The 23799-nt window shown below is 50.8% G+C and carries 18 protein-coding genes and 3 riboswitches; of the genes, 13 read left to right on the top strand and 5 right to left on the bottom strand.

The genetic code is table 11. The annotated features are described in order from the left end of the window. Positions 1-55: 55 nt before the first annotated feature. The 7 genes from AC6B99_RS23940 (at position 56) to AC6B99_RS23970 (ending at position 7494) form a co-directional block, all read left to right on the top strand. Positions 56-1030: an aminoglycoside phosphotransferase family protein gene (locus AC6B99_RS23940; protein WP_494879055.1), complete on the top strand. Its 975-nt coding sequence runs from the start codon at positions 56-58 to the stop codon at positions 1028-1030. Positions 1031-1099: 69 nt separating this feature from the next. Further along, positions 1100-1756 carry an SGNH/GDSL hydrolase family protein gene (locus tag AC6B99_RS23945; RefSeq protein WP_056031984.1) on the top strand — a complete coding sequence of 219 codons (657 nt, stop codon included), beginning with the start codon at positions 1100-1102 and terminating at the stop codon, positions 1754-1756. 482 nt (positions 1757-2238) lie between these two features. Continuing rightward, on the top strand, positions 2239-2955 hold the full coding sequence (locus AC6B99_RS23950; RefSeq protein ID WP_056033019.1) for an ABC transporter ATP-binding protein: 717 nt from the start codon (positions 2239-2241) through the stop codon (positions 2953-2955). Continuing rightward, entirely contained in the window at positions 2952-4313 is a 1362-nt protein-coding gene (locus tag AC6B99_RS23955) for an ABC transporter permease (RefSeq protein ID WP_056031981.1), read from the top strand. The genes AC6B99_RS23950 and AC6B99_RS23955 overlap by 4 nt, the downstream gene beginning before the upstream one ends. A 63-nt stretch (positions 4314-4376) precedes the next feature. After that, positions 4377-5459, top strand: a complete 1083-nt coding sequence (locus tag AC6B99_RS23960) for an efflux RND transporter periplasmic adaptor subunit (protein WP_494863785.1) — start codon at positions 4377-4379, stop codon at positions 5457-5459. A 254-nt stretch (positions 5460-5713) separates the two neighbouring features. Then, positions 5714-6769 (top strand): cation diffusion facilitator family transporter, encoded by a 1056-nt coding sequence (locus AC6B99_RS23965; protein ID WP_496664402.1) that lies wholly within the window; start codon positions 5714-5716, stop codon positions 6767-6769. 212 nt (positions 6770-6981) lie between these two features. Next, positions 6982-7494, top strand: coding sequence for an NlpC/P60 family protein (locus AC6B99_RS23970; RefSeq protein ID WP_494863793.1), 513 nt, complete (start codon positions 6982-6984; stop codon positions 7492-7494). A gap of 72 nt (positions 7495-7566) precedes the next feature. On the opposite strand, the gene AC6B99_RS23975 is transcribed toward AC6B99_RS23970, so the two are convergent. From AC6B99_RS23975 to gcvT, 4 genes are all read right to left on the bottom strand, one after another. Then, positions 7567-8790 carry an MFS transporter gene (locus AC6B99_RS23975; protein ID WP_494879052.1) on the bottom strand — a complete coding sequence of 408 codons (1224 nt, stop codon included), beginning with the start codon at positions 8788-8790 and terminating at the stop codon, positions 7567-7569. A 99-nt stretch (positions 8791-8889) separates the two neighbouring features. Next, positions 8890-10347, bottom strand: coding sequence for an aminomethyl-transferring glycine dehydrogenase subunit GcvPB (gene gcvPB / locus AC6B99_RS23980; protein ID WP_494863795.1), 1458 nt, complete (start codon positions 10345-10347; stop codon positions 8890-8892). Beyond that, positions 10344-11696 (bottom strand): aminomethyl-transferring glycine dehydrogenase subunit GcvPA, encoded by a 1353-nt coding sequence (gene gcvPA, locus AC6B99_RS23985; RefSeq protein WP_056031967.1) that lies wholly within the window; start codon positions 11694-11696, stop codon positions 10344-10346. The genes gcvPB and gcvPA overlap by 4 nt, the downstream gene beginning before the upstream one ends. 65 nt (positions 11697-11761) lie before the next feature. After that, positions 11762-12883, bottom strand: a complete 1122-nt coding sequence (gcvT, locus tag AC6B99_RS23990; protein WP_496664403.1) for a glycine cleavage system aminomethyltransferase GcvT — start codon at positions 12881-12883, stop codon at positions 11762-11764. A gap of 164 nt (positions 12884-13047) precedes the next feature. After that, positions 13048-13160, bottom strand: a riboswitch (glycine riboswitch). A gap of 3 nt (positions 13161-13163) precedes the next feature. Beyond that, a riboswitch (glycine riboswitch) is annotated at positions 13164-13258 on the bottom strand. A gap of 169 nt (positions 13259-13427) precedes the next feature. Further along, positions 13428-13552, top strand: a riboswitch (glycine riboswitch). A 296-nt stretch (positions 13553-13848) separates the two neighbouring features. Between gcvT and gcvH the strand changes: the two genes are divergently transcribed. Beyond that, a complete protein-coding gene (gcvH, locus tag AC6B99_RS23995) occupies positions 13849-14238 on the top strand; it encodes a glycine cleavage system protein GcvH (RefSeq protein WP_496664404.1) in 390 nt (129 codons plus the stop codon). 569 nt (positions 14239-14807) lie between these two features. Here the strand turns inward: gcvH and AC6B99_RS24000 are convergent. Then, the gene (locus tag AC6B99_RS24000; RefSeq protein ID WP_056031955.1) at positions 14808-16397 is read right to left on the bottom strand and encodes a sensor domain-containing diguanylate cyclase; all 1590 of its coding nucleotides are present in this window, start codon (positions 16395-16397) and stop codon (positions 14808-14810) included. 182 nt (positions 16398-16579) lie between these two features. On the opposite strand from AC6B99_RS24000, the gene AC6B99_RS24005 reads away from it, so the two are divergent. The 5 genes from AC6B99_RS24005 (at position 16580) to AC6B99_RS24025 (ending at position 23762) form a co-directional block, all read left to right on the top strand. Further along, positions 16580-18331, top strand: a complete 1752-nt coding sequence (locus AC6B99_RS24005; protein WP_494879051.1) for a histidine kinase — start codon at positions 16580-16582, stop codon at positions 18329-18331. Between the two features lie 14 nt (positions 18332-18345). Further along, positions 18346-19986: a response regulator gene (locus tag AC6B99_RS24010; RefSeq protein ID WP_056031952.1), complete on the top strand. Its 1641-nt coding sequence runs from the start codon at positions 18346-18348 to the stop codon at positions 19984-19986. A gap of 125 nt (positions 19987-20111) precedes the next feature. Continuing rightward, positions 20112-21794, top strand: a complete 1683-nt coding sequence (locus AC6B99_RS24015) for a type 2 periplasmic-binding domain-containing protein (RefSeq protein WP_056031949.1) — start codon at positions 20112-20114, stop codon at positions 21792-21794. A gap of 177 nt (positions 21795-21971) precedes the next feature. Then, complete coding sequence (locus AC6B99_RS24020) at positions 21972-22865, top strand: ABC transporter permease (protein WP_496664405.1); 894 nt, start codon at positions 21972-21974, stop codon at positions 22863-22865. Between the two features lie 18 nt (positions 22866-22883). Further along, entirely contained in the window at positions 22884-23762 is an 879-nt protein-coding gene (locus AC6B99_RS24025; RefSeq protein WP_046231688.1) for a carbohydrate ABC transporter permease, read from the top strand. The last annotated feature ends 37 nt before the right edge of the window (positions 23763-23799 follow it).

Genomic DNA, 23799 nt, shown 5'->3' on the forward strand with positions numbered 1-23799 from the left:
GCGAGTGTGCCTTGAATGCGGCTAGAAGCGAAAAGAGAGGGAGAGGTCAGCAGAGATGAGATGGCCATCAGCATGGATGCAGACTGTCATTAGCGTACATGGAGAACGCGGCGAGCAGTGGCTTGCGGAGCTGGATGCGCTGCTGGCAAGCTGCGCGGAGCAGTGGGAGCTGCAGCTGGCGGATCGATCGCCGTACGAGCTGACCTTTAATCTGGTGCTTCCGGCGCTGCGGAAGGACGGAAGCGAGGCTGTGCTGAAGCTGGGCGTGCCGTGCAGAGAAAGCCGAACCGAGCTGGCCGCGCTTCAGCTGTACGAAGGGCGCGGAGCGGTTCGCCTGCTGGCATCGGATGCAGAGCGCGGTGTTATGCTGCTGGAGCGGCTGAGGCCGGGACAGCTGCTCTCGGAAGTGGCAGACGATGCGGCGGCCGTCCGCATCGCTGCGGAAGTGATGCGTAAGCTGGCTGTGCCAGCAGCGGACGCAGCGGCTGTGGGGGAAGCGGCCGAAGGCGTAAGCTTCCCTACGGCTCTACAGTGGGCGCGCGGGCTGGAGCGGCTGCGCCAGCGCCATGATGGCGGCACCGGGCCGCTGCCGGAGCCGCTCGTCCGGCAGGCTCAGCTGACGTTCGGCCAGCTATTCGCCACGGGCAAGAGCGAGCCGCAGCTGCTGCTGCATGGCGATCTGCATCAGGGCAATATTTTGTCCGCCATGCGAGAGGGTGAAGCATCTGCCGGCTGGCTGGCGATTGATCCTAAGGGCGTCATCGGCGAAGCGGCTTATGGCGTCATTCCGCTGCTGATGAATCAGCTGCCTGAGACACGGGCGGAGCGAATCAAACTGCTGCGTAATCGCGTCCATATTCTTAGCGATGCCCTATGCCTCAAACGGGAGCGTGTTGTTGCCTATGGCTTCAGCCATATGGTGCTATCCGCAGCATGGTGCGTCGAAGATGGGGTTGGCGATTTCCATGCCGCACTTGAGACGGCGGCTTGCTTTGCAGAGCTGCAGCGTGAGGAGCCGGGGCTTGAATAGGTAATAAAGCAGAGCCTTTCAATCGAACATGCATCATTATTTTATCCATTATTAAGGAGCTGGGATGAGATGAGCGAGCAGCAATTGACCGTTTTATTTCAAGGGGATTCCATTACAGATGGTGCGCGCGGGCGCAATGATGATTTAAATCATATTTTAGGCCACAGCTATCCGTATTTAATTGCCTCACGCCTTGGCTATGAATTGGCGGAGAAAGCGCCCCATTTCATTAATAAGGGCATTAGCGGCAATCGTGTCTCTGATTTGTACGCCAGATGGAACGAGGATGCGCTCAGCTTGAAGCCGGATGTGCTCAGTATTTTGATTGGCGTCAATGATGCGGGGCGCACGATGTCTGGCGAAGCGAGCGGCGCAACAGACCGTTTCGAGCGCGCTTACCGGCATTTGCTGGAGGAGACAGCCGAAGTGCTGCCGCAGACGAGGTTCGTCCTTGTCGAGCCTTTCATCCTGAAAACTGGCGTGACGTTGGAGCGTTGGGATGAATGGCAGCAAATCATTAAGGGATACCAAGAAAAAACAGCTGCTCTAGCAGCAGAGTATAATGCGGTTCTTGTACGTGTGCAGCATGTGTTCGACAAAGCGAGCGAAGTGACTGGTGCAGCCTACTGGCTATGGGATGGCGTTCATCCGACAGCGGCGGGGCATGAGCTGCTCGCCCGCGAGTGGCTGTCTACGGTGCAAAACAGCAGATTAGCGATTAAATAGCAATAATGATGTTTTTTGAACCCGTCCGCGTGTTACTGCGTATAGATTTGTAGAAATCGGAGCAGTGAGCAGCGAGGCGGCATCATACGCAGGCGCAGCTACAACAAAGCATCCCCATTTCGCTGGAAATTGGGGATGCTTTTCTTTTATTTTGCAGAAAAGAGTACGCATGCATGTCAAAAATAGAAATTTTAAGGTGTAAAGCTTCATTTAGCGAGTCTAAGTAACTAATTTGTAACTACTTTTTATGAAGAAAGGAATAAAATTCATGTAGCTTTTTTAAAGATTAGGAAGCAATGGCAGCAGTATTGTTCTTTTACAGAGGTTATAGTACGATTGAAATATCGAGGATAATTATGGAATATAAAACAGTTAAAGCTACAAGCGCTTTGGCTGTATTTTGTGTAGAGAGAGTTGCCGCCAGAGGACGGCGACAGCCGTTGTGCTTGGGAAGATTTAGAGAGACAAGGGGAGTGAAGGATTTGCTTCGTGTAGAGGGCTTGTCCCATGCATTTAAGAACGGCAATGAGACGACGCTGGTTCTTCAACAGATCGATTTTCGCGTAAACAAAGGGGATATGGTCGCTTTGCTGGGCAGCTCAGGCTCAGGAAAGTCGACGCTGCTTAATCTGATGGCGGGACTGATGAAGCCGACGGAGGGCAGCATTTATATTGCGGGCCACAACATCGTAAATATGAATGAAAACAAGCTGGCGGAGTTCCGCCGTGAGCATATCGGGTTTATTTTTCAGGCCTATGAGCTCATTCCGAACTTGACGGTTCGTGAAAATATCGAGCTGCCGCTCGTGTTTCAATCGACGCGTCCTTCAATTCGCAAGCAGAAGGCGCTGAAGCTGCTGGAGCAGGTCGGCATACCGGATAAAGGGGAAATGTTCCCTTCCCAGCTGTCGGGCGGACAGCAGCAGCGTGTCAGTATTGCGCGCTCGCTTATTACAGAGCCATCGGTTATTTTCGCCGATGAGCCTACGGGAAATTTGGATACGAAGACGGAAGAGGAGATTTTGGCCATTCTCAAGCATTTGAACAAGACGATGAACACGACCTTTATTATCGTCACCCATGAGCGCGAGGTTGCGCAGCAGACCCAGCATATTATTACGCTTCGCGACGGGCTGCTTGAAAAATCGTCACCTGCTGTTGAGCTGGACAAGCATCCGGTAGAGGAGGCTGTCCATTGAGAGTTAGCGATCTTACGAGGCTGTCATGGGATCAGGTCAGACGGCGCAAAGTAGTCACCATGCTGTGTGCAGCTGGCTTGTCAATTGGTTGTGCCGCTATTATTTTGGCGATGAGCATTGGAGAATCTACGCAGAAAATTGTCGAAACCCAGCTCACGAGCTATTTGAAAATGGATGAAATTACGGTTATGCCGGATAATGGCGCGTCCGCAGGCCCCGGAAGCCAAAGCACGGCAAGCGATGAAGTGAAAAATCGGGGCAAGCTGTCTGATCAAAAGGTCGAAATCATGCGCAACATTAAGCACGTAAAGGCTGTAGCAGCCATGCAGCAGCTGAGCTACATGCAAATGACGACTACTGATGATAAGCAGGCCTATGCCGAAATTATTGGAACGGATTTGAGCAGTCTGGAAGCCTTCGGCAATACGTATTGGCAGGGCTCGGCGTCGGATGCTCCAAACTCTGTAGTAATAAGTTACGGTACGACGCTTGGACTAATGAATCAGGAAGAGCAGAATAAGCTGTTTGAGGCCATGAATTTAAATCCAGGCGATTCAACACTGCAAGACCAATATATGACGATGATGACTACACCTTCCGCCTTGTACCAGAAGCAGATTCAGCTGGTGAACTACGATCAGGACAACAAGAAAAGGATCAGTGAGGCCCTTCGAGTCGTAGGGGTATTGAAGAAGCCTAAAGGTGTTTCCGACATGCAGCTTTCCAATGACCGCAAAATTTATGTATCGATTGAAACGGCGAACAGTCTGCGTGAGCAGCTCATGCAAAGCAGCGGTGAAGAGACGGCTAACGGCACCTACAATCAAGTAACGGTCAAGGTGGATGCGGAGGAAAATGTGAAGCAGGTGGAGGAGCAAATCAAGAAGCTCACCTTGAACACCCAATCCAATCTTTTGCAAAAAGAGGCCCTTGAAGAGCAGTTCGCTGTGTTCAAAAGCATTGCGGTAGGCGCAGGCGTATTCATTCTTATTATCGCCTCGATTTCCATTATTGTGGCGATGACGATGTCCACATACCAACGGCGCCGCCAAATCGGCATTATGAAGGTGCTTGGTGCCAATCTAGCGCAAATTCGAAATATGTTCATTGTAGAAGCAGCCCTGCTTGGACTGCTGGGGGGACTGCTGGGCGTTTTATTTTCATACTGGATCGTATGGGGAATTAATGCCCTTATTTTATCGATGTCTACCGGCGAGGAAAATATGTCCATCTTCATTCCGTTGTCTGCTATTCCGGTCGGACTGGCGTTTGCCGTGATGACGGGCATTATATCGGGGATTTATCCGGCAGTCAGCGCTTCGCGTACCGATGCATTGACCGCAATCAAGAGAGACTAGAGGGGTCCTGCACTATGGTCAGGGCATGTCTGAGCCAGCGAGGAACCAGGGGGAGAAGAAGAGATGAAGAAAAAGATTAAATGGATCATCATCGGGATTGTATTAATCGGAATAAGCGTGGTGCTGTACTCCATGTCGAAGCCGCCGGAGATGGTCGATATGTCGGGCGATTCACAGGCCATTACATTTCAGGTGACCAAGGAGACGCTCGTCAATACGATTCAGGTTAAGGGCAAGTCGCTATATGAGCAGGAAACGTCGGTCTATGCGCCTTTCAGCTCCAAAGTGACGCAGTGGAAAGTGAAGGACGGTCAGCAGGTGAAGAAGGGCGAGGTATTGTTCACGCTTGACCAGACCGAGCTGCAAAATCAAATTACGCAGGAGGAAGCGGAGCTGCACAAGGCTGATCTGGAGGCAAAGCTGCAAGCTTTTGTTACGAATACGGAAGATGAGCTGGGCATGCTTGAGGCGACGGAGGTTGAGCGCAAGAAGGCGCTGGCCGCCAAGGAAATTGCCCGTTTGAACCAGGAGCTGAACGATGTGAAGGAATCGATTGGGCGCAAAGCGCTGACGCAAAAGCGGCTGAAGCTGAATGAATCCCAATATCGCTCACCAGGCGATGGTATTTTTCTGTTTGATCAAACGGCTAAGCAACTGCAAGCAGTTGGCGACAACCAGCTGATCGGCAAAATTGTTGATCTGAACAAGCTGCAATTCATCGCTCTTGTCGGGGAGCAGGATGTATTCCGCATTAAGCAGGATATGTTGGTCAAGGTCAAGATGACTGCGATGAAGGATGTTTTGCTTGAAGGCAAGGTGCTGCGCGTATCCAAGTTCGCGAAAACCGGCACGGATCAAAATAGCCTCAATCAAGCTGCGCAATTCGAGGTTGTTATTTCGCTTGAGCCAAGCGAATATTTGATTGCAGGATTGACGCTCACTGGCGACATTGAGATAAGCCGTAAGGAGAGTGCACTTGCTTTGCCTTCCATTGCTATTATGAGCGATCAGGCTTCGTCTTATGTCATGCTGGAAAAAGGCGCAGGCCAATATGAGCGTCAGGACATCAAGGTCGGGATGTCAGCGGGAGATAAGGTAGAAGTGCTTGAAGGCTTGAAGGAAGGCGACATCGTCTCCTTGCAATAAATAGAAAGCCCGAGTGTGCGCGTCTAAGCTTGAAAAAGCTGGGCTGCGCACACTCGGGCTTTTTTATTTGGAAGCAGGGTGGAGAAGGCGAAGGAAGGAATGCTTTTTGGACGAGTGGAGAAAAATAAGGAAGCGCATTGGTTGACAAATGTGTCCAGCTGGTTCATTATATAATATATGAATACATGCTCATATGTTATTTTATTTAAAAAAGCGAGTTGTATCGCTTTTAATAGCAGCAGGAGGTAGAGAATATGGACACGAAGAAAAAGCATCAACACGGTCATGGGCACAGCCATAGCGAAGGTGATCACCATGATCACGACCACAATCACGACCATGATCACGATCATAATAATGATCATAATCATGACAACAGCCACGGTCATCATCACGGCCATGACCATTCCCATGTACCGGGCGGCCATCATCATTTTGATGTCAATGGCAATAAGGTCGGCTTGATTATTGCGCTGTCGATTACAGTCGGCATTATGTTTCTTGAATTTTTCGGCGGCTTGCTGACGAGCAGTCTCGCGCTGCTTGCCGATTCCGGCCATATGCTGAGCGATGTGAGCGCGCTTATTCTTAGCCTGGTTGCCGTCTGGTTTGCCAGCAAGCCCGCTTCCAAGACGAAAACCTACGGCTTTTACCGCTTCGAAATATTGGCCGCGCTGTTCAACGGCATTGCCTTGTTCGTCATAGCCGGGTTTATTGTATGGGAGGCTTACCATCGCTTGTTCGATCCTCCTGCTGTCGCCAGTGGTTCCATGATGCTCATTGCGCTTGTTGGCCTGCTGGCGAATTTGGCCAGTGCTTGGGCTTTAATGCGTAAAGGCGATGTGCATAACAACTTGAATGTCCGAAGCGCTTATCTGCATGTTTTGAGCGATGCGCTTGGCTCGGTCGGGGCTGTACTCGCTGGGCTGCTCATCTACTTGTTTGATTGGAATATTGCCGATCCGATTATATCGGTGCTCGTGTCGGTGCTTATTTTGCGGAGTGCCTGGAACATTATTAAGCAAACTCTCCATATCCTCATGGAAGGCACGCCGCCGTCGATTGATCAGGAGAAGGTAAAGCGGGTGCTTGCGGAAATCGAAGGCGTTATAGATGTGCATGATTTGCATATATGGACGATTACATCGGGTCTTGATTCGCTGAGCTGCCATTTGCTAGTGGAGGATAGTCATGACAGCCAGCATATTTTGCAGCAGGCGCTTGCGAAAATCGAGCAGCAGTTTGGCATTTCGCATACGACGATTCAAATAGAAACGTCGCGGATTCAGCATTCTGAGATGAAGGTTTAGCAGGCTGAGCATGAGCTTTTTGGCAAATTGCGCCTCGAAAATAAAAGTCAAGTAAAAGTGCTTTCATAATTAAAATGGATTTTTAATGAAAATGATCGGTTCAAGGCGTATGTAGGGGTTGTCCTCTCATTGGTAATTGGTGGGGTAAATAGCTGTGGTATGGTATTAGCAGGCATTATACCGCATCTGTTTTTACCAAAGGAGGATACATCATGAATAGCACAAAGAAAACCCTTATGGGCAAAACCCTGCTAGGCAAAACGTTACTTAGTGTCACGTTAAGCCTATCCGTTGCTTTGACCGGCGCTTTGGCTGTACCAGCAGCAAAGGTAGAGGCCGCAACTTCATCCACAGCCAGCAGCGTCATTGCAACGGGACAGAAATTTCTGGGCGTTGATTATAAATTTGGGGCAACGTCGGGCAGCACCAGCTCATTTGACTGCTCATCCTTCACACAGTATGTTTACAAAAAGAACGGCATTACGCTCCCGCGCTCATCGCTGAGCCAATCGAAGGCCGGCAAATATGTATCCAGAAGCAATTTGAAGGCTGGCGATCTGATTTTCTCCGATACGAATAGAGACGGCGTCATTAACCATGTCTCCATTTATATGGGGAACGGCAAGCTGCTGCATACGTATCGGAAGGGAATCGGCGTAACGATTTCTACTTTTTCCGGAAGCACATGGGACAAAACGTATGTAACCGCACGCCGGGTCATATAGATATTTAACGACAAAAGCCCCGCCCCTACTGATTAAAGGCTTAGCCTTATCAGAGGGAGCGGGGCTTTTTGGCTATGGACGGGCAGGCTGCTTGCCTGTGTCTGCTGCATTCTGTGCTGAGCCGCCGAGCGCGTGGGTTTTCAGGAACAGGGCAGCTGCGATCAGCATCAGCCCGTTGATGATGAATACCCAGCGAATCGGGATGATGCCTCCAAGCACGCCGCCAATGACGGGAGCCAGCATCGTTGCGAACATGGTCCCCGACTGATTGAGGCTGAAGGCTCGTCCTCTAAAGCTGCTGTCCGTCACCTTGACGATCAAGGCATTAATAGCCGGGTAGACGCTGGCGAAAAACAGCCCATAGATAAATCGCAGCGCGCCGAATTCTACGTAATCGCTGACGAAAAATTGCAAGCAATTGCCGATCCCGCCGCCGACAAGCCCAATGAACAACACCTTGGAAAAACCGATCCTTGAACCGATTTTGCCCCACTGCGGTGCTGCAATGAGCGTGGCGATCCCGACGGCCGAGAAAACGATGCCTGACTGCAGGGCAGCTTCGCTGCCGCTGACGCCAAGCTGCATGACATAGACGGTGAGCAGCGGCTCCAGAATCATTACGGAGAACGTTGCCAGAGCCGCCAAAATCAGCAGTGTGGTGAAGGAACGGTTGGATAGTGCAAGCTTCAAATCCTCTTTGATCGAGGAACGGGCGCCTGAACGGTTGAAGTTTTTTTCCTTCACGAAAAAGACGGCAATAAGCGCGGCAATCAGGACGATGCCTCCTGAGAACAGGAAAGCTTCGCGATTGCCGATGTAATGACTGACGACCCCGCCAATGACGGGGCCGATAATACCGCCTGTCGCGCCTGCTGTCGCCATTATGCCAAGAGCATAGCCTGTTTTGTGCTCCGGCGTGTTGGTGGCGACTAGTGCGATCGAGGCTGGAACAAAGCCGGCAAGCAGGCCTTGGAAAATTCGAAGCACAACGAACAAATAAGGATCATAAATAAAGTAGGTCATCATGTAAAGAACGGCTAGGCTAAACCCCGAGCGAATGAGCATCGGCCTGCGGCCATATTTGTCAGCGAGCGACCCCCAATAAGGGGCAATAAGCGCGCTTGCGAGAAAGGTAATACCAAAAGAAATGCCGGACCAAGCCTCCAGATGCTTCTCAACACCAAGCTCGGTTGAGAGAAACAGCGGAATAAATGGAATGGAGGTGGTGAAAGCCGTACTCGTAAAAAACACGCCAATCCACAATACATATAAGTTTCTTTTCCAAGAAAAATCCATGTGCAATCACATCCTGTAGGTTCCATCGTTATTTCCATTGTAAACCTATTTTCGATGGAACACTACTCTATTCCAGTTATTTCCTGAATGGAGCGGCGGCTATCCGCAGGTGCAATTTAGAATGGGCTTGCGGGCCGCTGTCGTCTCATCCAGACGATTGACAACTGTCGTATAAGGGGCATTGAGGACAAGCTCAGGCGTCTGCTCTGCCTCTTGCGCAATTTGAATCATCGTGTCGATAAAGCCATCCAGCGTTTCCTTGCTTTCCGTTTCGGTTGGCTCGATCATGATGCATTCCTCTACATTTAGCGGAAAATAAATCGTTGGCGGGTGATAGCCGAAGTCCAGCAGCCGCTTGGCGACGTCCAGCGTGCGCACGCCGTACGCTTTAAGCCTTTTGCCAGACAGCACGAATTCGTGCTTGCACAGCCCGGGATAAGCGACCTCGTAATACGGTGCGAGGCGGTGCATCATGTAGTTGGCATTCAATACCGCAAGCTCCGATACACGGCGCAGCCCCTCTGGCCCGTAAGTGCGAATATACGTATAGGCTCTCACCAGAATGCCGAAGTTGCCGTAAAAGGCTTTGATGCGGCCAATCGATTCCGGCCGGTCGGTATCCCAATAATAGGTGCCGTCGGTCCGCTTGCTGACGACGGGCTTTGGCAGAAACGGCACAAGCAGGCTTTTGACGCCGACTGGGCCAGCACCAGGACCGCCGCCCCCATGCGGAGTGCTCATCGTCTTGTGCAAATTCAAGTGGACGACATCGAAGCCCATGTCGCCCGGACGGGCAATGCCCATAATGGCGTTCGAATTGGCGCCATCATAATAGAGCAGTCCTCCTGCCGCATGGACGATGGCGGCAATTTCGACAATTTGCGCCTCGAACAAGCCAAGCGTGCTCGGGTTCGTCAGCATAAGCGCGGCTGTATCTGCGCCGACGGCAGCTCGAAGCGCGTCCAAATCAACCATGCCGCGCACATCCGATTTGATCGTCACCGTATCGAATCCGGCAACGGTCGCGCTCGCCGGGTTCGTGCCGTGCGAGGAATCCGGCACGATCACCTTGGTGCGGGCTTCGCCGCGGCTCTCATGATAGGCGCGGATGAGCATAAGGCCGGTCCATTCGCCATGCGCCCCCGCTGCCGGTTGAAGCGTTACTTGATCCATGCCGGTTAAAACGGCGAGGTCGTTTTGCAGCGTGTAAAGCAGCTCAAGAGCGCCTTGAATGCTTTGCTCCGGCTGGTAAGGGTGGATTTTGGCGAAGCCGGGGAAGCGGGCGGTATCCTCATTGATTTTTGGATTATATTTCATCGTGCAGGAGCCGAGCGGATAAAAACCGTTGTCGACGCCAAAGTTGCGGCGTGACAGCTCGGTGTAATGGCGAATGACATCAACCTCAAACACCTCAGGCAGCTCAGCAGGCTGCTGGCGCAGCAGCTCCGCAGGCAGCAGTTCACTGGCTGCAAGTGCAGGAACGTCGCACTCAGGCAGCGAATAGGCGATGCGCCCCGGCTTGCTGAGCTCAAAAATCAACGCTTTCTCGGCTTTCATACACAGGCCTCCAATTCATGAATGAATGCATGGATTTCTTCCTTTGTGCGGCGTTCAGTTACGGCGATGAGCATATGATTTTTCAGCTCTGGGTAGGCGGTTCCTAGATCGTAGCCGCCTATATAGCCCGCTTGCAGCAGCTTGGCGCTTACGCCAGCGAGGTCGGCTGAATCCGGCAGCTTGACGACAAACTCATTGAAATAGGGAGACGAGAAAGCTAGCTCCAGCGGCCCATTCGCCGCCACGCTAGCAGCATAGTGGGCTTTACGCACATTGAGCAGCCCTACCTCCTGCATGCCTGCTTTGCCGAGCACTGACATATAGATGGAGGCGCATAATGCGAGCAGCGCCTGATTGGAGCAAATATTCGACGTCGCCTTCTCGCGGCGAATATGCTGCTCACGGGCTTGGAGCGTCAGGACGAAGCCGCGTTTGCCGTCCTTGTCGACGGTTTGCCCGACGATGCGCCCGGGAATGCGGCGCATAAGCGGCTCCGACACCGCGAAGAAGCCGCAGGTCGGACCGCCAAGCGATGCGGGAATGCCCAGCGGCTGCGCATCGCCGACGACGATGTCGGCGCCAAGCGCGCCCGGCGATTCCAGCAAGCCGAGCGAGATGGGATTGGCGCTGACGACGAGCAGCGCTTTACTGGCATGAACGAGCGGCTCGATCATGCGAATGTTTTCGATGCAGCCGAAGAAATTAGGAGATTGAATGAGAACGGCAGCTGTATTTTCGGTAAGGGCTGCTTGTAGCGCATCCACATCGGTGACGCCATTTTGATAGCCGATTTCTACTACTTCCAAATTTAGTCCGTGTGCGGAAGTCAGCAAAATTTCCCGAGCCTCCGGATGGACGGTGCGGGACACAATAACTTGCTTGCGCTTCGTCGCTCCGCTGGCCAGCGCCGCAGCTTCGGCGAGCGCCGTAGCCCCGTCATACATGCTGGCATTGGCGACCTTCATGCCGGTCAACTCGCAAATATACGATTGGAATTCAAAAATCGCCTGCAGCTCCCCTTGGCTGATTTCCGGCTGATACGGGGTATAGGCGGTATAAAATTCCGAGCGGGACAGCATATGGTTGATGACGACAGGAATGTGATGGTCGTACAACCCTGCACCGAGAAAGCTCGTATAGCGGTCGAAGTCGGCGTTTTTGTCCGATAGCTCGCGCAAATGGCGCAGCAAGGCAGGCTCATCGAGCTGCCCGGACATGGGCAAAACCCCGTCATAGCGCACAGCGGCAGGAATATCGGAGAATAGCTCCTCAATGGAGCTGGCGTGAGCGGCGGTGAGCATTTCGGCCTGATCCTGCTCGGTCATCGGCAAATATCGGTGCTTATACATGGCGATCGCTCCTTTTCTTTGCAAGCCCTGATGGGGGCGTAGTGGTTAGCGTACATGCAGCATGTTCAGGATTGGGCGGGAATGACTTTGGGCTGTTTATAAAATGGAGCTTTGACGACGACAGCTTTCAGCCGCTTGCCGCGGATATCGAGCCATAGCTCCGTGCCGATGGATGCATAGGCGCTTTGTACAAGGGCCAGACCCAAATTGCGCTTCAGAGTCGGCGATTGCGTTCCCGTCGTGACTTCCCCAATCTGTTCTCCTTCGGCATTGTGGACGGTATAATGGGGACGCGGAATGCCCCTCTCCAGCAATTCCAAGCCAATGAGCTTGCGGGGAATGCCTTCCGACTTCTGGCGCTGGAGCTCCTCGCGGCCGATAAACGGGCCCTTATCCAGTTTAACGAAGTAGCCAAGTCCAGCCTCCAGCGGCGAAATATCCGCCGACAGCTCTTGCCCGTAAAGCGGCAGCTTGGCTTCGAAACGCAGTGTATCGCGGGCGCCAAGCCCGGCGGGCACAAGTCCATAAGCTTCTCCAGCTGCAAGCAGTCCTCGCCAGATCGAGGCGGCTATGCTGCTGCTGCAATAAATTTCAAACCCATCCTCGCCCGTATAGCCGGTACGGGAAACTAAGGCTGCATGTCCGTATACGGAAACCTGATTTAAAAAATGAAACGCCGGAAGTGCCGCGACAGGCGCATTCGTCACCTTCGACAAAATAGCCAAAGCCTTCGGGCCTTGCAGCGCCAGCAGCGCTGTGCCATCGGATTGATTGCGAAGCGAAACGTCACCATCGGCCTGTGTCTCCAGCCACTGCCAATCCTTATCTATATTCGAAGCGTTAACGACGAGCATGTACTGCTGCTCTCCCAGTTTATAAATGAGCAGATCGTCGACTACGCCGCCATCGGGGTAGCACATCATCGTATATTGCGCCTGTCCGTCCTGTAGCTGCGACACATCATTTGTCGTCATTTGCTGGAGAAAGGCTTCAGAGCCCGCGCCGCTAACGATAAACTCCCCCATATGAGAGACATCGAACAATCCAGCTTGCTCGCGGACGGCCGCATGCTCCTGCTGAATACCTGAAAATTGGACGGGAAGCTCCCAGCCTCCAAAATCAATGCAGCGGGCACCCTTGAAATCGGCATACAACGGAAAAAGCGGCGTACGTTTAAGGCTGCTCAACAAAATCACCCCTTCAGCTTGAATGCAGTTCTAAGCTTGAATTTAATTCTAATTTGGCTCGAATGAAGCGCGGAATTTTTCAATAGGCATAAGAAAAAGGACAGGCGAAAGGAAAAAAGGGGGGGCGCCGCGAAGCTTGCTTCGCCCATCCATCTTTCCTTTCGCTCTGTCCTTTGTACCTGAGAGTTGTCCCACGCCTTGAAAAACATGACAAAATACGTCATATATGCGTAAGTTTCCCCTTGGGTGATTCGCTCGTGGCGAATGCTCTCCAGAGGTGCGTCCGACAAAGGTCCTTTTGCCTGAGAGATTCACCTGAAAGGCTTACTCCTTCGGCGTTACCTGTCCATCAGTAATCTCTCCCGCTGCCATCATCCGCGTATTTAATTAGGTCGCTGCTTTTATGCCTTTGCCAACATTATACGCATCAGCTGGATATGGATGTCAATCTTTTTTTGCGGTTTTTTGACTTATTTGTTAGGAATGTTGACATGATTTTGAGGAATAAGCTATGCTTGTGGGGGATCAAGGCAAATGAATATGCGGATGATGATCGGGAGAGACTGCCTGCGGCCAGATGGATAGCCGACCCGGCAGCACCGAAGGAGCAAGCCGTTATCCTTGCCGGATAACGAATAATCTCTCAGGTAAACGTACCGGCATTTGACGCAGCTCTGGAGAGTGCGAATAGCCGCCAAAGGGGTAAGGAGTGCCGTCTGGCTTTGCCTGCGGCTTGCTCTCAAGCTCTCAGGTACCGAGGACAGAGAATGGGCAATTACGCCTGTTCTCTGTCTTTTTTTAAAGATAAGAATATATAAATTTCACACTTATACATTCTTATATATCACCCTCGAAACGGCAGCTTTGCCGCCAGAGGACGGCGACAGCCGTTTACGCTTGACGCTGAATTAAAACGGTAAATAGAACTTGAATTTGAACTTGAGTGAGAAAGCGAGGCGCTGGCAATGAGCGAAATTAGGGAGCAGCTGCGGTATAGCGATGAGCATGAATGGGTGCTGCAGACGGAGGGAAGGAAGCTGCTGGTCGGCATTACCGATCATGCGCAAGGCCAATTGGGCGACATCGTATTCGTAGAGTATCCAGAGGTTGGTTCGGTGGTTTCGGCTGGCGACAGCATCGGCACCATTGAGTCGGTTAAGACGGTGTCGGAGCTGTATAGCCCGGTATCTGGCCGGATTACGAAGGTGAACAGCACGCTCATTGACCAGCCTGAGCTAATTAACAGCGAGCCTTATGATGGCGGCTGGATTGTGGAGGTTGAGCTCGAGGAAGGCTTGGAGGAGGCGCTCGGCAAGCTGCTGACCGCGGAAGCCTATGCCGAGCTAATTAAGTAATCCGCCATTCTCGCTCATCCCAAAACCTAGAGCATATTATGCGAACAGAAGCGAGCCTAATCATGCTCTTCGTTATAGGGGATTTCTCGTCGCACAAAGATAGACTTGATGGACACAGCAGCCGCTATTTCAACAAGATCACGGGTTATGGCACAGGATGCGGACTCAGGGGCAGCTAATTCGCTGTAAATGGCCATTTTGGCAGGATAATGAGAGCCATAACGGCTTTACAGTCCGCTTATAGTCTAAAATCAAAGAAAAAACCAGAATAGCGGAATCTGTGTCCTCCAAAAATGGAGAGAATATCTCGAACCGCTTAGTCTCAGCAACGGGCTTTCAGTAACAGCAGTCGCAGCAGCAATCGCGCGCTGCGGCTCCTTAAGCCCTAAATCATCTGATGAGATTGGCAGCCTCAACTAAGCGCATTGCAAGCAGCAGCAGGCGAGCTCCGGTGTGCGCACACACTCTAGACAGGAAAGAAAAACACCGCTGCCACGGCTGATAAAGCCAAGTGGCAGCGGTGCTGCATGCTGCAAACTGAAAATTTTGCTAATTTATTTTATCCACTGCTACTCCGAAATTTGACTATGCAAAATCGTTTGATTGCGGCCGCTATGCTTGGCGGCATACAGCGCATCATCCGCCTGCTTGAACAAATCTTCGGTATCTTTTAATCGAGCTGTATTGGAGGCGATGCCGAGCGACAGGGTGACCTGGCGGCCGATTGGCGTAATCGCCTGCTCCATCTGCATTCGCAGCTGCTCTGCTACGTCAAACGCCTCTTCCTCTGACGTGTGCGGCAGCACGATTGTAAACTCCTCGCCTCCGTAACGGAAGCAATAATCGCCCTCGCGCTTGAGCTCCAGCATCTTGGCAGCAAGCAGGCGCAGCACCTCATCGCCCTTCGGATGGCCAAACTCGTCATTGACCGATTTGAAATGGTCCAAATCCAGCATAATGACGGAGAACGGAATTTGCCTTAGCTCCAAATCCTCGGTAATCAGCTTAAGCGTTCGGCGGTTTGGCAGTCCCGTCAAGGCGTCCGTCTGCGACTCATGGAACAGCTCTTCATTTTTCCGCTTCATCTCATGAAAAGCTAGCGCAACGGTGGTGTTTAGCTGGTTCGCTTCATAATTCCAGTAAACGCGCGAAGGCAGCGTGTCCGGGATTTGATCCATCTTGGTCAGCTGCGCCGCATAATTAGCCAGCTGGTAGAGCGGTGAGGACAGCGTGCGCGACAGCCACATGGTCAGAAAAAGCAGCAGCAGCACGAACGGCGCTGATACCTTCAGCATGTCTGTAATGAGATCCCAGCTTTTATTTTCCACGTAGCTGACTGGCGTTTGGGAAACAATTCCCCAGTTGGTTTCGGGTACGACGGAATAACCGGCAAGAAACTCGATACCTTGGCTGTTGACCACCTGCTGTTGCCCGCTTTTCCCCTGCATCAGCTGCTGCACAACAGGATTCATGCTTACATTAGCAGGATGATCCTCCATATGCGGGTGATAGATCATATTGCCTTCCCCATCGACGACGTAAAAATAAGAGCCGCTGTTGTTCTCGTTTTGCACGCCAAGAATTTCTCGGAAAATATTTTCATACTGCAAATAAATCGTTCCGGCCACATATCCCCGATAGGTGCCCTCCCGGCTGAAAACCGGCTGGCTGACCAGCACGATCATCCGATTCGTCGAAGAAATATAAGGCTTGGAAATGTGCGGCTTCTGGACTTTAAGCGCCAGCTTTGATTCATCAGTTGACAGCTTGTGGCCGATTATGCCCAAATTGTTAGGAGAGCTGGAGACGATAACGCCTTCAGCATCGACGACAGCAATCGAATTAAAGTAATGGTTGGTTCCCATAAAAAAATCAAGCTGCGCCAGCACAGCGCTGCTTTCAAGGTCGGCATCGGATAAATAATTCGCTGCGATTTCAAGGCTGCGCTTCATAGACACAAGTAATGATTGCGTCGTTTTGCTAAGATCACCGGCCGTAATGCGGTTTAATTCCAGTGTATTATGATAAAGGGATTCCCTCTGGGATTTGAAAGCGATAATGATATTGATGACGATGGTAATGAGGACGGACAAAAGCACGATGCAGGAGATGATGGATGCCAGGGTAAAGCCTTTTTTGCGTTTTATTGCGCTGTACATGCTAAACCTCTTCTCGTTGAAATTCTATTAAATAGTTTATCATTTTTATAAGAGATTTTCGACATATAATGACAGACCAGCCGAATATTTTCTTTGCTTCAGCCCGGTCAGGCATTGCTCCAATTCGAGAGGGACATTATACTGAATGCAGCATTTTGATTAGAAGAAAGCCAGGTGTACGGATGCCTAAAGTAAATTTGTTTTCCAAAATCGTAGGGTTGCTCATTATTATGCTGCTGCCGATCATAGGACTGTACTCCTATTCCAATCATATTAGTACAGAAGTTCTAGATTCCGAGCTCAACCGCTCGAATACGAATCAGCTCGTTTTTTTTCAAAATCAGGTCAATTCCTCGATTAATCTGCTGGGGTTATGGCCAAATTTGCTCATTCAAGATCCGGACATTGCGAATTTGCGCGATTATTACGTCGACCTTGACAATCTTGATCTACCCGCGATTACGATGGTCAAGCGCATTCAGACCAAGCTGAGCATTCAGGAAAGCTCCTCCAATTGGAAAAGCAATTTGGCGATTTATTCGCCTACGCTGGCCCGCGTCATCACGGTGAACGATGCTGTTCCCTATAATAAAGAGACGCTGGCCGCCCGTCTGAAACGCGGCTGGCAGGTGAAGCCGCTCGGCGGTGATGGCTTCCGTTTCTCGCTGATGACGGCGCTGCCTTACAATAATTTGTCCCAGGCTACGGATACGGGACTGCTCATTGAGGTTAGCTTTGACAGCTCGAATATTCAGGGCATGCTCGATCAGTTCAAGCGAGATGGACGGCGCGACCCCTTCTACTACAACGAGGAATGGGGCACGATATACAATCGTACCGCCGACCAGCAGCTGGGAAATCGGCTCATTGCCCAATTGGACGAGAGCGGCTTGCTGGCCAGCGGCAGCCATACCGTCCAAGTGAACGGGGAGCGCTATTTGGTCAATATTGTCCGTTCAGAAACGATAGGCTGGGATTTGATTGATTATATCCCGTTATCGGATGTGCTCCAGCCCATCAACCAAACGAACCGTTTATTTTATTATTCGGTTGGTTTGCTGCTATTGATGAGCTGTTTAATCGCCTATATGCTTTATGCGCAGGTGCAGGTTCCCATTAAGCAGCTTGTAGTCAGCTTTCAGAAGCTGAAAAACGGCGATTACGGCGTCCGGCTTACACCGAAAGGGCGCGGCAACAATGAATTTAAGTTCGTATTTATCCGTTTCAACCGGATGGTTCAGCAAATTCAAGAGCTGTTTGAAAATGTTTATTTGGAAAAAATCCATGTGCGAGAAGCGAAGCTCAAGCAGCTGCAATCGCAAATCAACCCGCATTTTTTCTATAATTGTTTTTCCTTTATATCGAGCATGGCGAAGCTGGAAAACTATCAGTCAGTCATTGCGATGAGCCAGAACCTGTCAAACTACTACCGCTATACGACACGGCAGGAGCGGGATTTGGTCGATGCGCGGGAGGAAATTGATTTTGTCCGCAACTACTTGGATATTCAGCAAATGCGGATGAATCGGCTGTCTTATGAGCTGGACATCCCGGAGCATCTGCTGCGTTTTCAAATTCCGCCGCTCGTCATTCAGCCGTTGGTGGAAAATGCGGTCATCCATGGTATTGAGCAATCACCAGATGCAGGACGCATTCGCATATCGGGTGAATTTGACGGCGAGTTTGCAGCGATTACGGTGGAGGATGATGGCGTTGGGCTCGATCCAGAGCGGCTTTTTTCCTTGCAATACCAATTGACGCGTCCTATGGAGCAGGAGATGGGCTGCGGTCTTTGGAACGTCCATCAGCGCTTGCATTTGCGTTTCGGGGCAAGCTCAGGCATTGTGCTGTCGCCTTCGCCGCTAGGCGGCTTAAAGGTGCAAATTCGCTGGAATGTGACCCGCGAGAAACAAACTGAACAGACATTGACTTAGGGAGGGGCATCATAATGATTGAACTGCTGCTTGTAGATGATGAGGCCTATGTGACGCTGAGCTTAGAGAAGACCATTCCATGGGAAGAGCTTGGCGTCAGCAAAATATACCGGGCCGAGTCTGCTGCCGAGGCGCTTGCTATTATGGAGGCGGGTGACATTGATATTTTGGTCACGGATATTCGGATGCCGGGGATGGACGGCTTGCAGCTGATCGAACAGGCGAAGAAGCTCTGGCCGGATTTGCGCTGCATTTTAATGACTGGCTACTCCGATTTCCAATATGCGAAAAAAGCGCTGCAATTGCAGGCGTCCGATTATATTTTGAAGCCGGTGGACGATAAGGAATTTGTGCGCAGCCTGATGAATACGATCGAGGAGCTGAAGGTGGAGTGGGAGCAGGCGGAGCAATACCATCAGCTCGTTTACAATATGAAGTCGGAATACGGGCTGCTGCGGCGCAATCTGCTGCATGATCTGCTGCTCGGCCGCCAGCTGTCGGACACGACGATTGACGCCAAGCTGGCGCAATATGAAATCCCGCTGCGGCTTGATGCTCCTTCTGTCATTTTGCTGATTCAATACAGCAATCCTTATGATGAAAGCAACCGCAGCAGCATGGAGCTGATGGAATATGCGGTCGGCAATATTGGCGAGGAAGTGTTCGCCGAGCATATGAACGTATGGTATGGCAAAGCGCCGCATAATTGCCTCATATTCGTCGCGCAGCCAAATGAGGAGCAGCAGCGGCTGCTGGATTTTTCGCCGGATTACAAAGGACAGCGGCGGGTGATGCTGGAGCAGGCGGTGAACGTCTTTAGACGGCAAATCTCCCATTTTCTCCGTTCGGAGGTGTCGCTCATTATTTCCGACTGGTTCTCCTTCCCGAGCGGCATGGCGAATGCGTACCGGACGGGGATGAGCGTCTATTTATCGAGCGCGATTCATGAATCGGGCATTGCCGTCTATTTGGAAAGTCACCAGGCGGAGCCGGAGACGCGAGTGAATCTGATGGAGGCCTTGTATAAGCCGCCTACGCTTATTCATTTGCTGGAGTCCAAGCAGTGGGACACAGCGCTGCTCAAAATCGATGAGGTGTTCGGCAATTTGGAGCAGGTGAAGTTTTCGCGGGAGCATCTGTATGAAGTGTTTCTCTCGATTACGAATGCCTTTATGTATACGGCCCATAAACAGGGACAATTTATTTATGAAATTGATCATGCGGGCTTCGACATGCTGCTCGACCACACCGTTATTCATTCGCTGGACAAGCTGCGGAATTGGTCGACAGATATGCTGGAGCGCTTGCGCACAGAGCTGTCGAGCACGGAGGAATACGCCAAGAGCAGTCTGGTCAAGCAGGTGCAGGAGCTTGTGTCTGCAAGCCTTGGCCATGATACATCGGTGAAGACGATTGCGGACAAGGTGTTTTTGCATCCCGTCTATTTGTCCAAAATTTATAAAGCCCAGACCGGCGAGAGCATCAGTGACTATATTACCCGGATGCGAATGGAGCGGGCGCATTATTTGCTGAAGCAGACTAATAAGAAAATTTATGAAATTACTTCGGAGCTGGGCTATCAGAATCCGCAATATTTCAGCAAAATCTTCCGCAAGCATTATGGCATGACGCCGCAGGAGTTCCGCGACCAATAGCAAAAAGCGAACAGGTTGCCAAAGGTGCAGAAATGTTCGGTTATTGTCCTATGACTTCCCCAGCAATGCTCCTATAATAAAGTCATAAACAATTGCAACACACAGTTGGAGGGGGAAAAACAAAAATGATTAGCGCTTACAAAAAGCAGCTGCTGCTCGTACTAAGCCTCATTCTCGTTGTCGGCCTGCTCGCAGCATGCGGCAAGGACAACAAAGGAACGGGCGAGAGCACGAACACAGGAGCTTCAACAGGAAATGAATATAAAGAGAAATATGATCCGCCTGTTACATTGACGACCGTATGGGGTGTAGCTCCTGAGGTGAAATATAAAAATGGTGAAACGATTGAGAACAACGTAGCGACAAAATGGGCCAAGGAGCAGCTCGGCATCGAGATCAAATCGCTGTGGTCTGTAACGGATACGAACAATGCTTTAGCTACAAAGCTGCGCCTGGCCATGTCCTCGGGACAGGATATGCCTGACGTGCTGGTAGTGGGCAATAATGATCCGCAGCTGGTAGCTGATCTGGTCGATTCCGGCTATTTCCGCGAAGCTGGCGACCTGTTTGACCAATACGCAAATGATACTTGGAAAAAAGCGATGGAGCTTGATCCTAACGTATGGAATCCATATATTCGCGACGGCAAAAAAATGGGTATTCCCGTACTGGATTATGCTTATAACAACGACTACTTGCTGTGGATCCGCCAGGATTGGCTGGACAAGCTGAATATGAAGGCTCCGACAACGATTGCCGAGCTGGAAACTGTGATGGAAGCTTTCAAAAACAACAATCCGGACGGATTGGCTCCTGATAAAGTAACGCCGCTTAGCATTGGCTTCAAAACGAAGCTGAGCAGCTGGATGGGCGACCCATCATGGATTTTTGGCGCTTATGGCGCGATGCCAGAGCAATGGAATGTTGGAACTGACGGAAATCTGGAATATGGTTCCATTAACACAGGCATGAAGCAGGGCCTCTTGAAGCTTTCGGAATGGAGCAAAAAAGGCTTTATTCCTAAGGAAGCAGCTCTATGGGATGAGAACAAAACGGCTGAGCCAGCTGTTGCAGGAACAGCGGGCATTATTCCTGGACCGTACTGGATGAGCGGCTGGCCGCTTGTCGATACAGCGAAAAACGTGCCAACCGCAAAATGGACGCCGATCGCACTGCCAAAAGGTCCTGACGGCAAAGCGACAAGCCATGGCACGCCATTTTCCAGCGCTGTTATTTTGATCAACAAAGATATTAAGCATCCTGAGGCTTTGTTCACTTATGAGAACTGGATGTTTGACAACTTCGCAAACCCTGCGAAGGGCAGCCCGCTTGAGGTTGGCATGTTCAAAGGTTATGACTATGATGTTGATGCCAATGGCAACACGCTTTATCAAGATGATATCCCTGGAGGCTATATTAACATTGTTCGTTATTTCCTCGTTCGTGATGGCGCCCGTATTCCAGACGCGCAAATGACAGCTCTGCTGGCGCTTGCAGATGGCAAGGAGCCGGAGACGAAGCTGGAGAAAGACATTGCCAACAGCTTTGGCAAGCAAACGCCAGAAGCGGCGAAGGTGCTCATGTCCCAGAAGGATGTTGCGCTTATGAACATGTTTACGGGTCCTACAACGCCGACGATGAAGTCGAAAATGGATTACTTGAAAAAAATCGAGCTTCAAACGTTTAACGAAATTATTTACGGCACAAAGCCGATTGATGCCTTCGATACATTCGTTGCCAGCTGGAATAAATCCGGCGGCGAGCAAATTACGAAGGAAGTAAATGAATGGTATGCATCTGTAAAATAGTGCAAGTCAGCAAAGCAGTCTGCCCTCGGCAGGCTGCTTTTGTTTTTTATGAGAGTTTCCTGTGAAAAGTAGTTGCAATAGTGCCATCAATGTTGGTTCCGTCATGTGTTCAGGCGGTTTGGGGCGTTGCTATAATTGAGGTAATTCATACAAATGCGTTCAGGAGGATACTACAATATGAGGCAGCTAAAGCGCCACTGGCCGTTCCATCTCATGATTTTTCCATCCCTTGTTTTTCTGATTTTGTTCAGCTATTTGCCAATGGCGGGCATTGTTATGGCCTTCCAAGACTTTAAGCCCCGGCTGGGCATTACAGGCTCGGAATGGATCGGTCTCGATAATTTTCGCTACATGTTTGAGCGGGAGGACAGCCTGGAGGTTATTTGGAACACGCTGGTCATTGCGGTTTTGAAAATTATTTTTAACCTCGCAGCTCCATTCATCTTTGCTCTTTTCTTAAATGAGGTGCGCAAGGAGCTTTTCAAGCGTTATGTGCAAACGATGGTCTATCTGCCCCACTTCCTGTCATGGGTCATTTTGGGCGGTATTTTGATCGACATATTGTCTAGCGATGGCGGTTTTGTAAACCGGATTCTGGGCATGGTCGGGATCGGACCGATCTTCTTCCTTGGAGAAGGCAATTGGTTCCGCTTTACGGTTATTATTTCCGAGGTGTGGAAGGAGTTTGGTTACGGAACGATTGTCTTTCTGGCAGCTCTCTCGAACATCAACCCCTCGCTGTACGAGGCGGCCGAAGTGGACGGCGCAAGCCGCTGGAAGCAGACGCTTCACATTACGATGCCTTCGATGGTGCCGATGGCGATTGTCGTAGGTACACTGGCACTCGGCAACATTTTGAATGCGGGCTTTGACCAAATTTTCAACCTGTATAACCCGCTAGTCTACGATAAAGGCGACATTATTGATACGTTCGTTTATCGTACAGCGATTATAAGCGGGGAAATGGGCTTTGGAACAGCGGTCGGATTATTCAAATCCATTATCAGCATGATCTTGATTTTCGTCTCATACCGCATGGCCTATAAATGGGCAAACTATCGAATTTTCTAAGAATGGAGCGAGCCTAGAATGTACCACAAAACACTGTCATACCGCATATTTTCTATACTCAATAATACAGGGCTGCTGTTTATCTCGCTCCTGTGCATTATCCCGCTTGTTCATGTATTGGCCATTTCATTCAGCGCGAAGTCGGCGGCCGATGCCAATATCGTTAATTTGTGGCCGGTAGATTTCACTTTGGAGGCTTATCGCAAAACGATCGACAACCCGATCTTTCTAAACTCGATCTGGATATCTATCATGCGGACGTCCATTGGCACGGCCCTTACGCTGCTGCTGGCGTTTATGGCAGCCTACCCGCTTTCCAGAGAAAGCACGAGCTTCAAGGCACGTTCTTACTACTCCTGGATTTTCGTTTTCGCGATGGTCTTTAACGGCGGGCTTGTTCCCTTCTATATGATGATCCAGAATTTGAACCTGATGGGCTCCTTCTGGGCACTGGTGCTTCCCGGAGCGGTTAATATTTATTTAACGATTCTGATGATGAACTTCTTCCGGGGCATTCCGAAGGAGCTGGAGGAAGCAGCTATGATTGATGGAGCAGGCCACTTCCGGGTGCTGTTCACGATCTTTCTGCCGGTATCCAAGCCAGCCATTGCAACGCTCAGCCTGTTCAGCATCGTGTTCCATTGGAATTCGTGGTTTGACGGCCTGCTGTACACAGAAGGCGTTCACCAATATCCGCTGGCAACCTTTCTGCAAACGGTCATTATTTCACGCGACATGAGCTCCATGAGCCTTGATCCCGTATCGCTTGCCTTGATCTCGCAGAAGACGGTTAGTGCAGCGCAAATTTTTATCGGCGCTCTTCCTGTCCTCATAATTTATCCGTTTCTGCAAAAGTTTTTCGTTAAAGGCCTCGTCGTAGGCTCGGTTAAAGAATAGTGTGACAAAGGTAATCGTGTGGGTTTTAGAGGATGTA

The sequence above is a fragment of the Paenibacillus liaoningensis genome (assembly GCF_059609455.1).

Bases quoted from the DNA above. Each gene is read 5' to 3' on its own strand.
- AC6B99_RS23965 (WP_496664402.1), top strand. From the start codon at position 5,714: ATGGACACGAAGAAAAAGCATCAACACGGTCATGGGCACAGCCATAGC.
- AC6B99_RS24020 (WP_496664405.1), top strand. From the start codon at position 21,972: ATGAGGCAGCTAAAGCGCCACTGGCCGTTCCATCTCATGATTTTTCCA.
- AC6B99_RS24025 (WP_046231688.1), top strand. From the start codon at position 22,884: ATGTACCACAAAACACTGTCATACCGCATATTTTCTATACTCAATAAT.
- AC6B99_RS24015 (WP_056031949.1), top strand. From the start codon at position 20,112: ATGATTAGCGCTTACAAAAAGCAGCTGCTGCTCGTACTAAGCCTCATT.
- AC6B99_RS23960 (WP_494863785.1), top strand. From the start codon at position 4,377: ATGAAGAAAAAGATTAAATGGATCATCATCGGGATTGTATTAATCGGA.
- AC6B99_RS24005 (WP_494879051.1), top strand. From the start codon at position 16,580: ATGCCTAAAGTAAATTTGTTTTCCAAAATCGTAGGGTTGCTCATTATT.
- AC6B99_RS23945 (WP_056031984.1), top strand. From the start codon at position 1,100: ATGAGCGAGCAGCAATTGACCGTTTTATTTCAAGGGGATTCCATTACA.
- gcvPA (WP_056031967.1), bottom strand. From the start codon at position 11,696: ATGTATAAGCACCGATATTTGCCGATGACCGAGCAGGATCAGGCCGAA.
- AC6B99_RS23940 (WP_494879055.1), top strand. From the start codon at position 56: ATGAGATGGCCATCAGCATGGATGCAGACTGTCATTAGCGTACATGGA.
- AC6B99_RS24010 (WP_056031952.1), top strand. From the start codon at position 18,346: ATGATTGAACTGCTGCTTGTAGATGATGAGGCCTATGTGACGCTGAGC.
- AC6B99_RS24000 (WP_056031955.1), bottom strand. From the start codon at position 16,397: ATGTACAGCGCAATAAAACGCAAAAAAGGCTTTACCCTGGCATCCATC.
- AC6B99_RS23970 (WP_494863793.1), top strand. From the start codon at position 6,982: ATGAATAGCACAAAGAAAACCCTTATGGGCAAAACCCTGCTAGGCAAA.
- AC6B99_RS23975 (WP_494879052.1), bottom strand. From the start codon at position 8,790: ATGGATTTTTCTTGGAAAAGAAACTTATATGTATTGTGGATTGGCGTG.
- gcvPB (WP_494863795.1), bottom strand. From the start codon at position 10,347: ATGAAAGCCGAGAAAGCGTTGATTTTTGAGCTCAGCAAGCCGGGGCGC.
- gcvH (WP_496664404.1), top strand. From the start codon at position 13,849: ATGAGCGAAATTAGGGAGCAGCTGCGGTATAGCGATGAGCATGAATGG.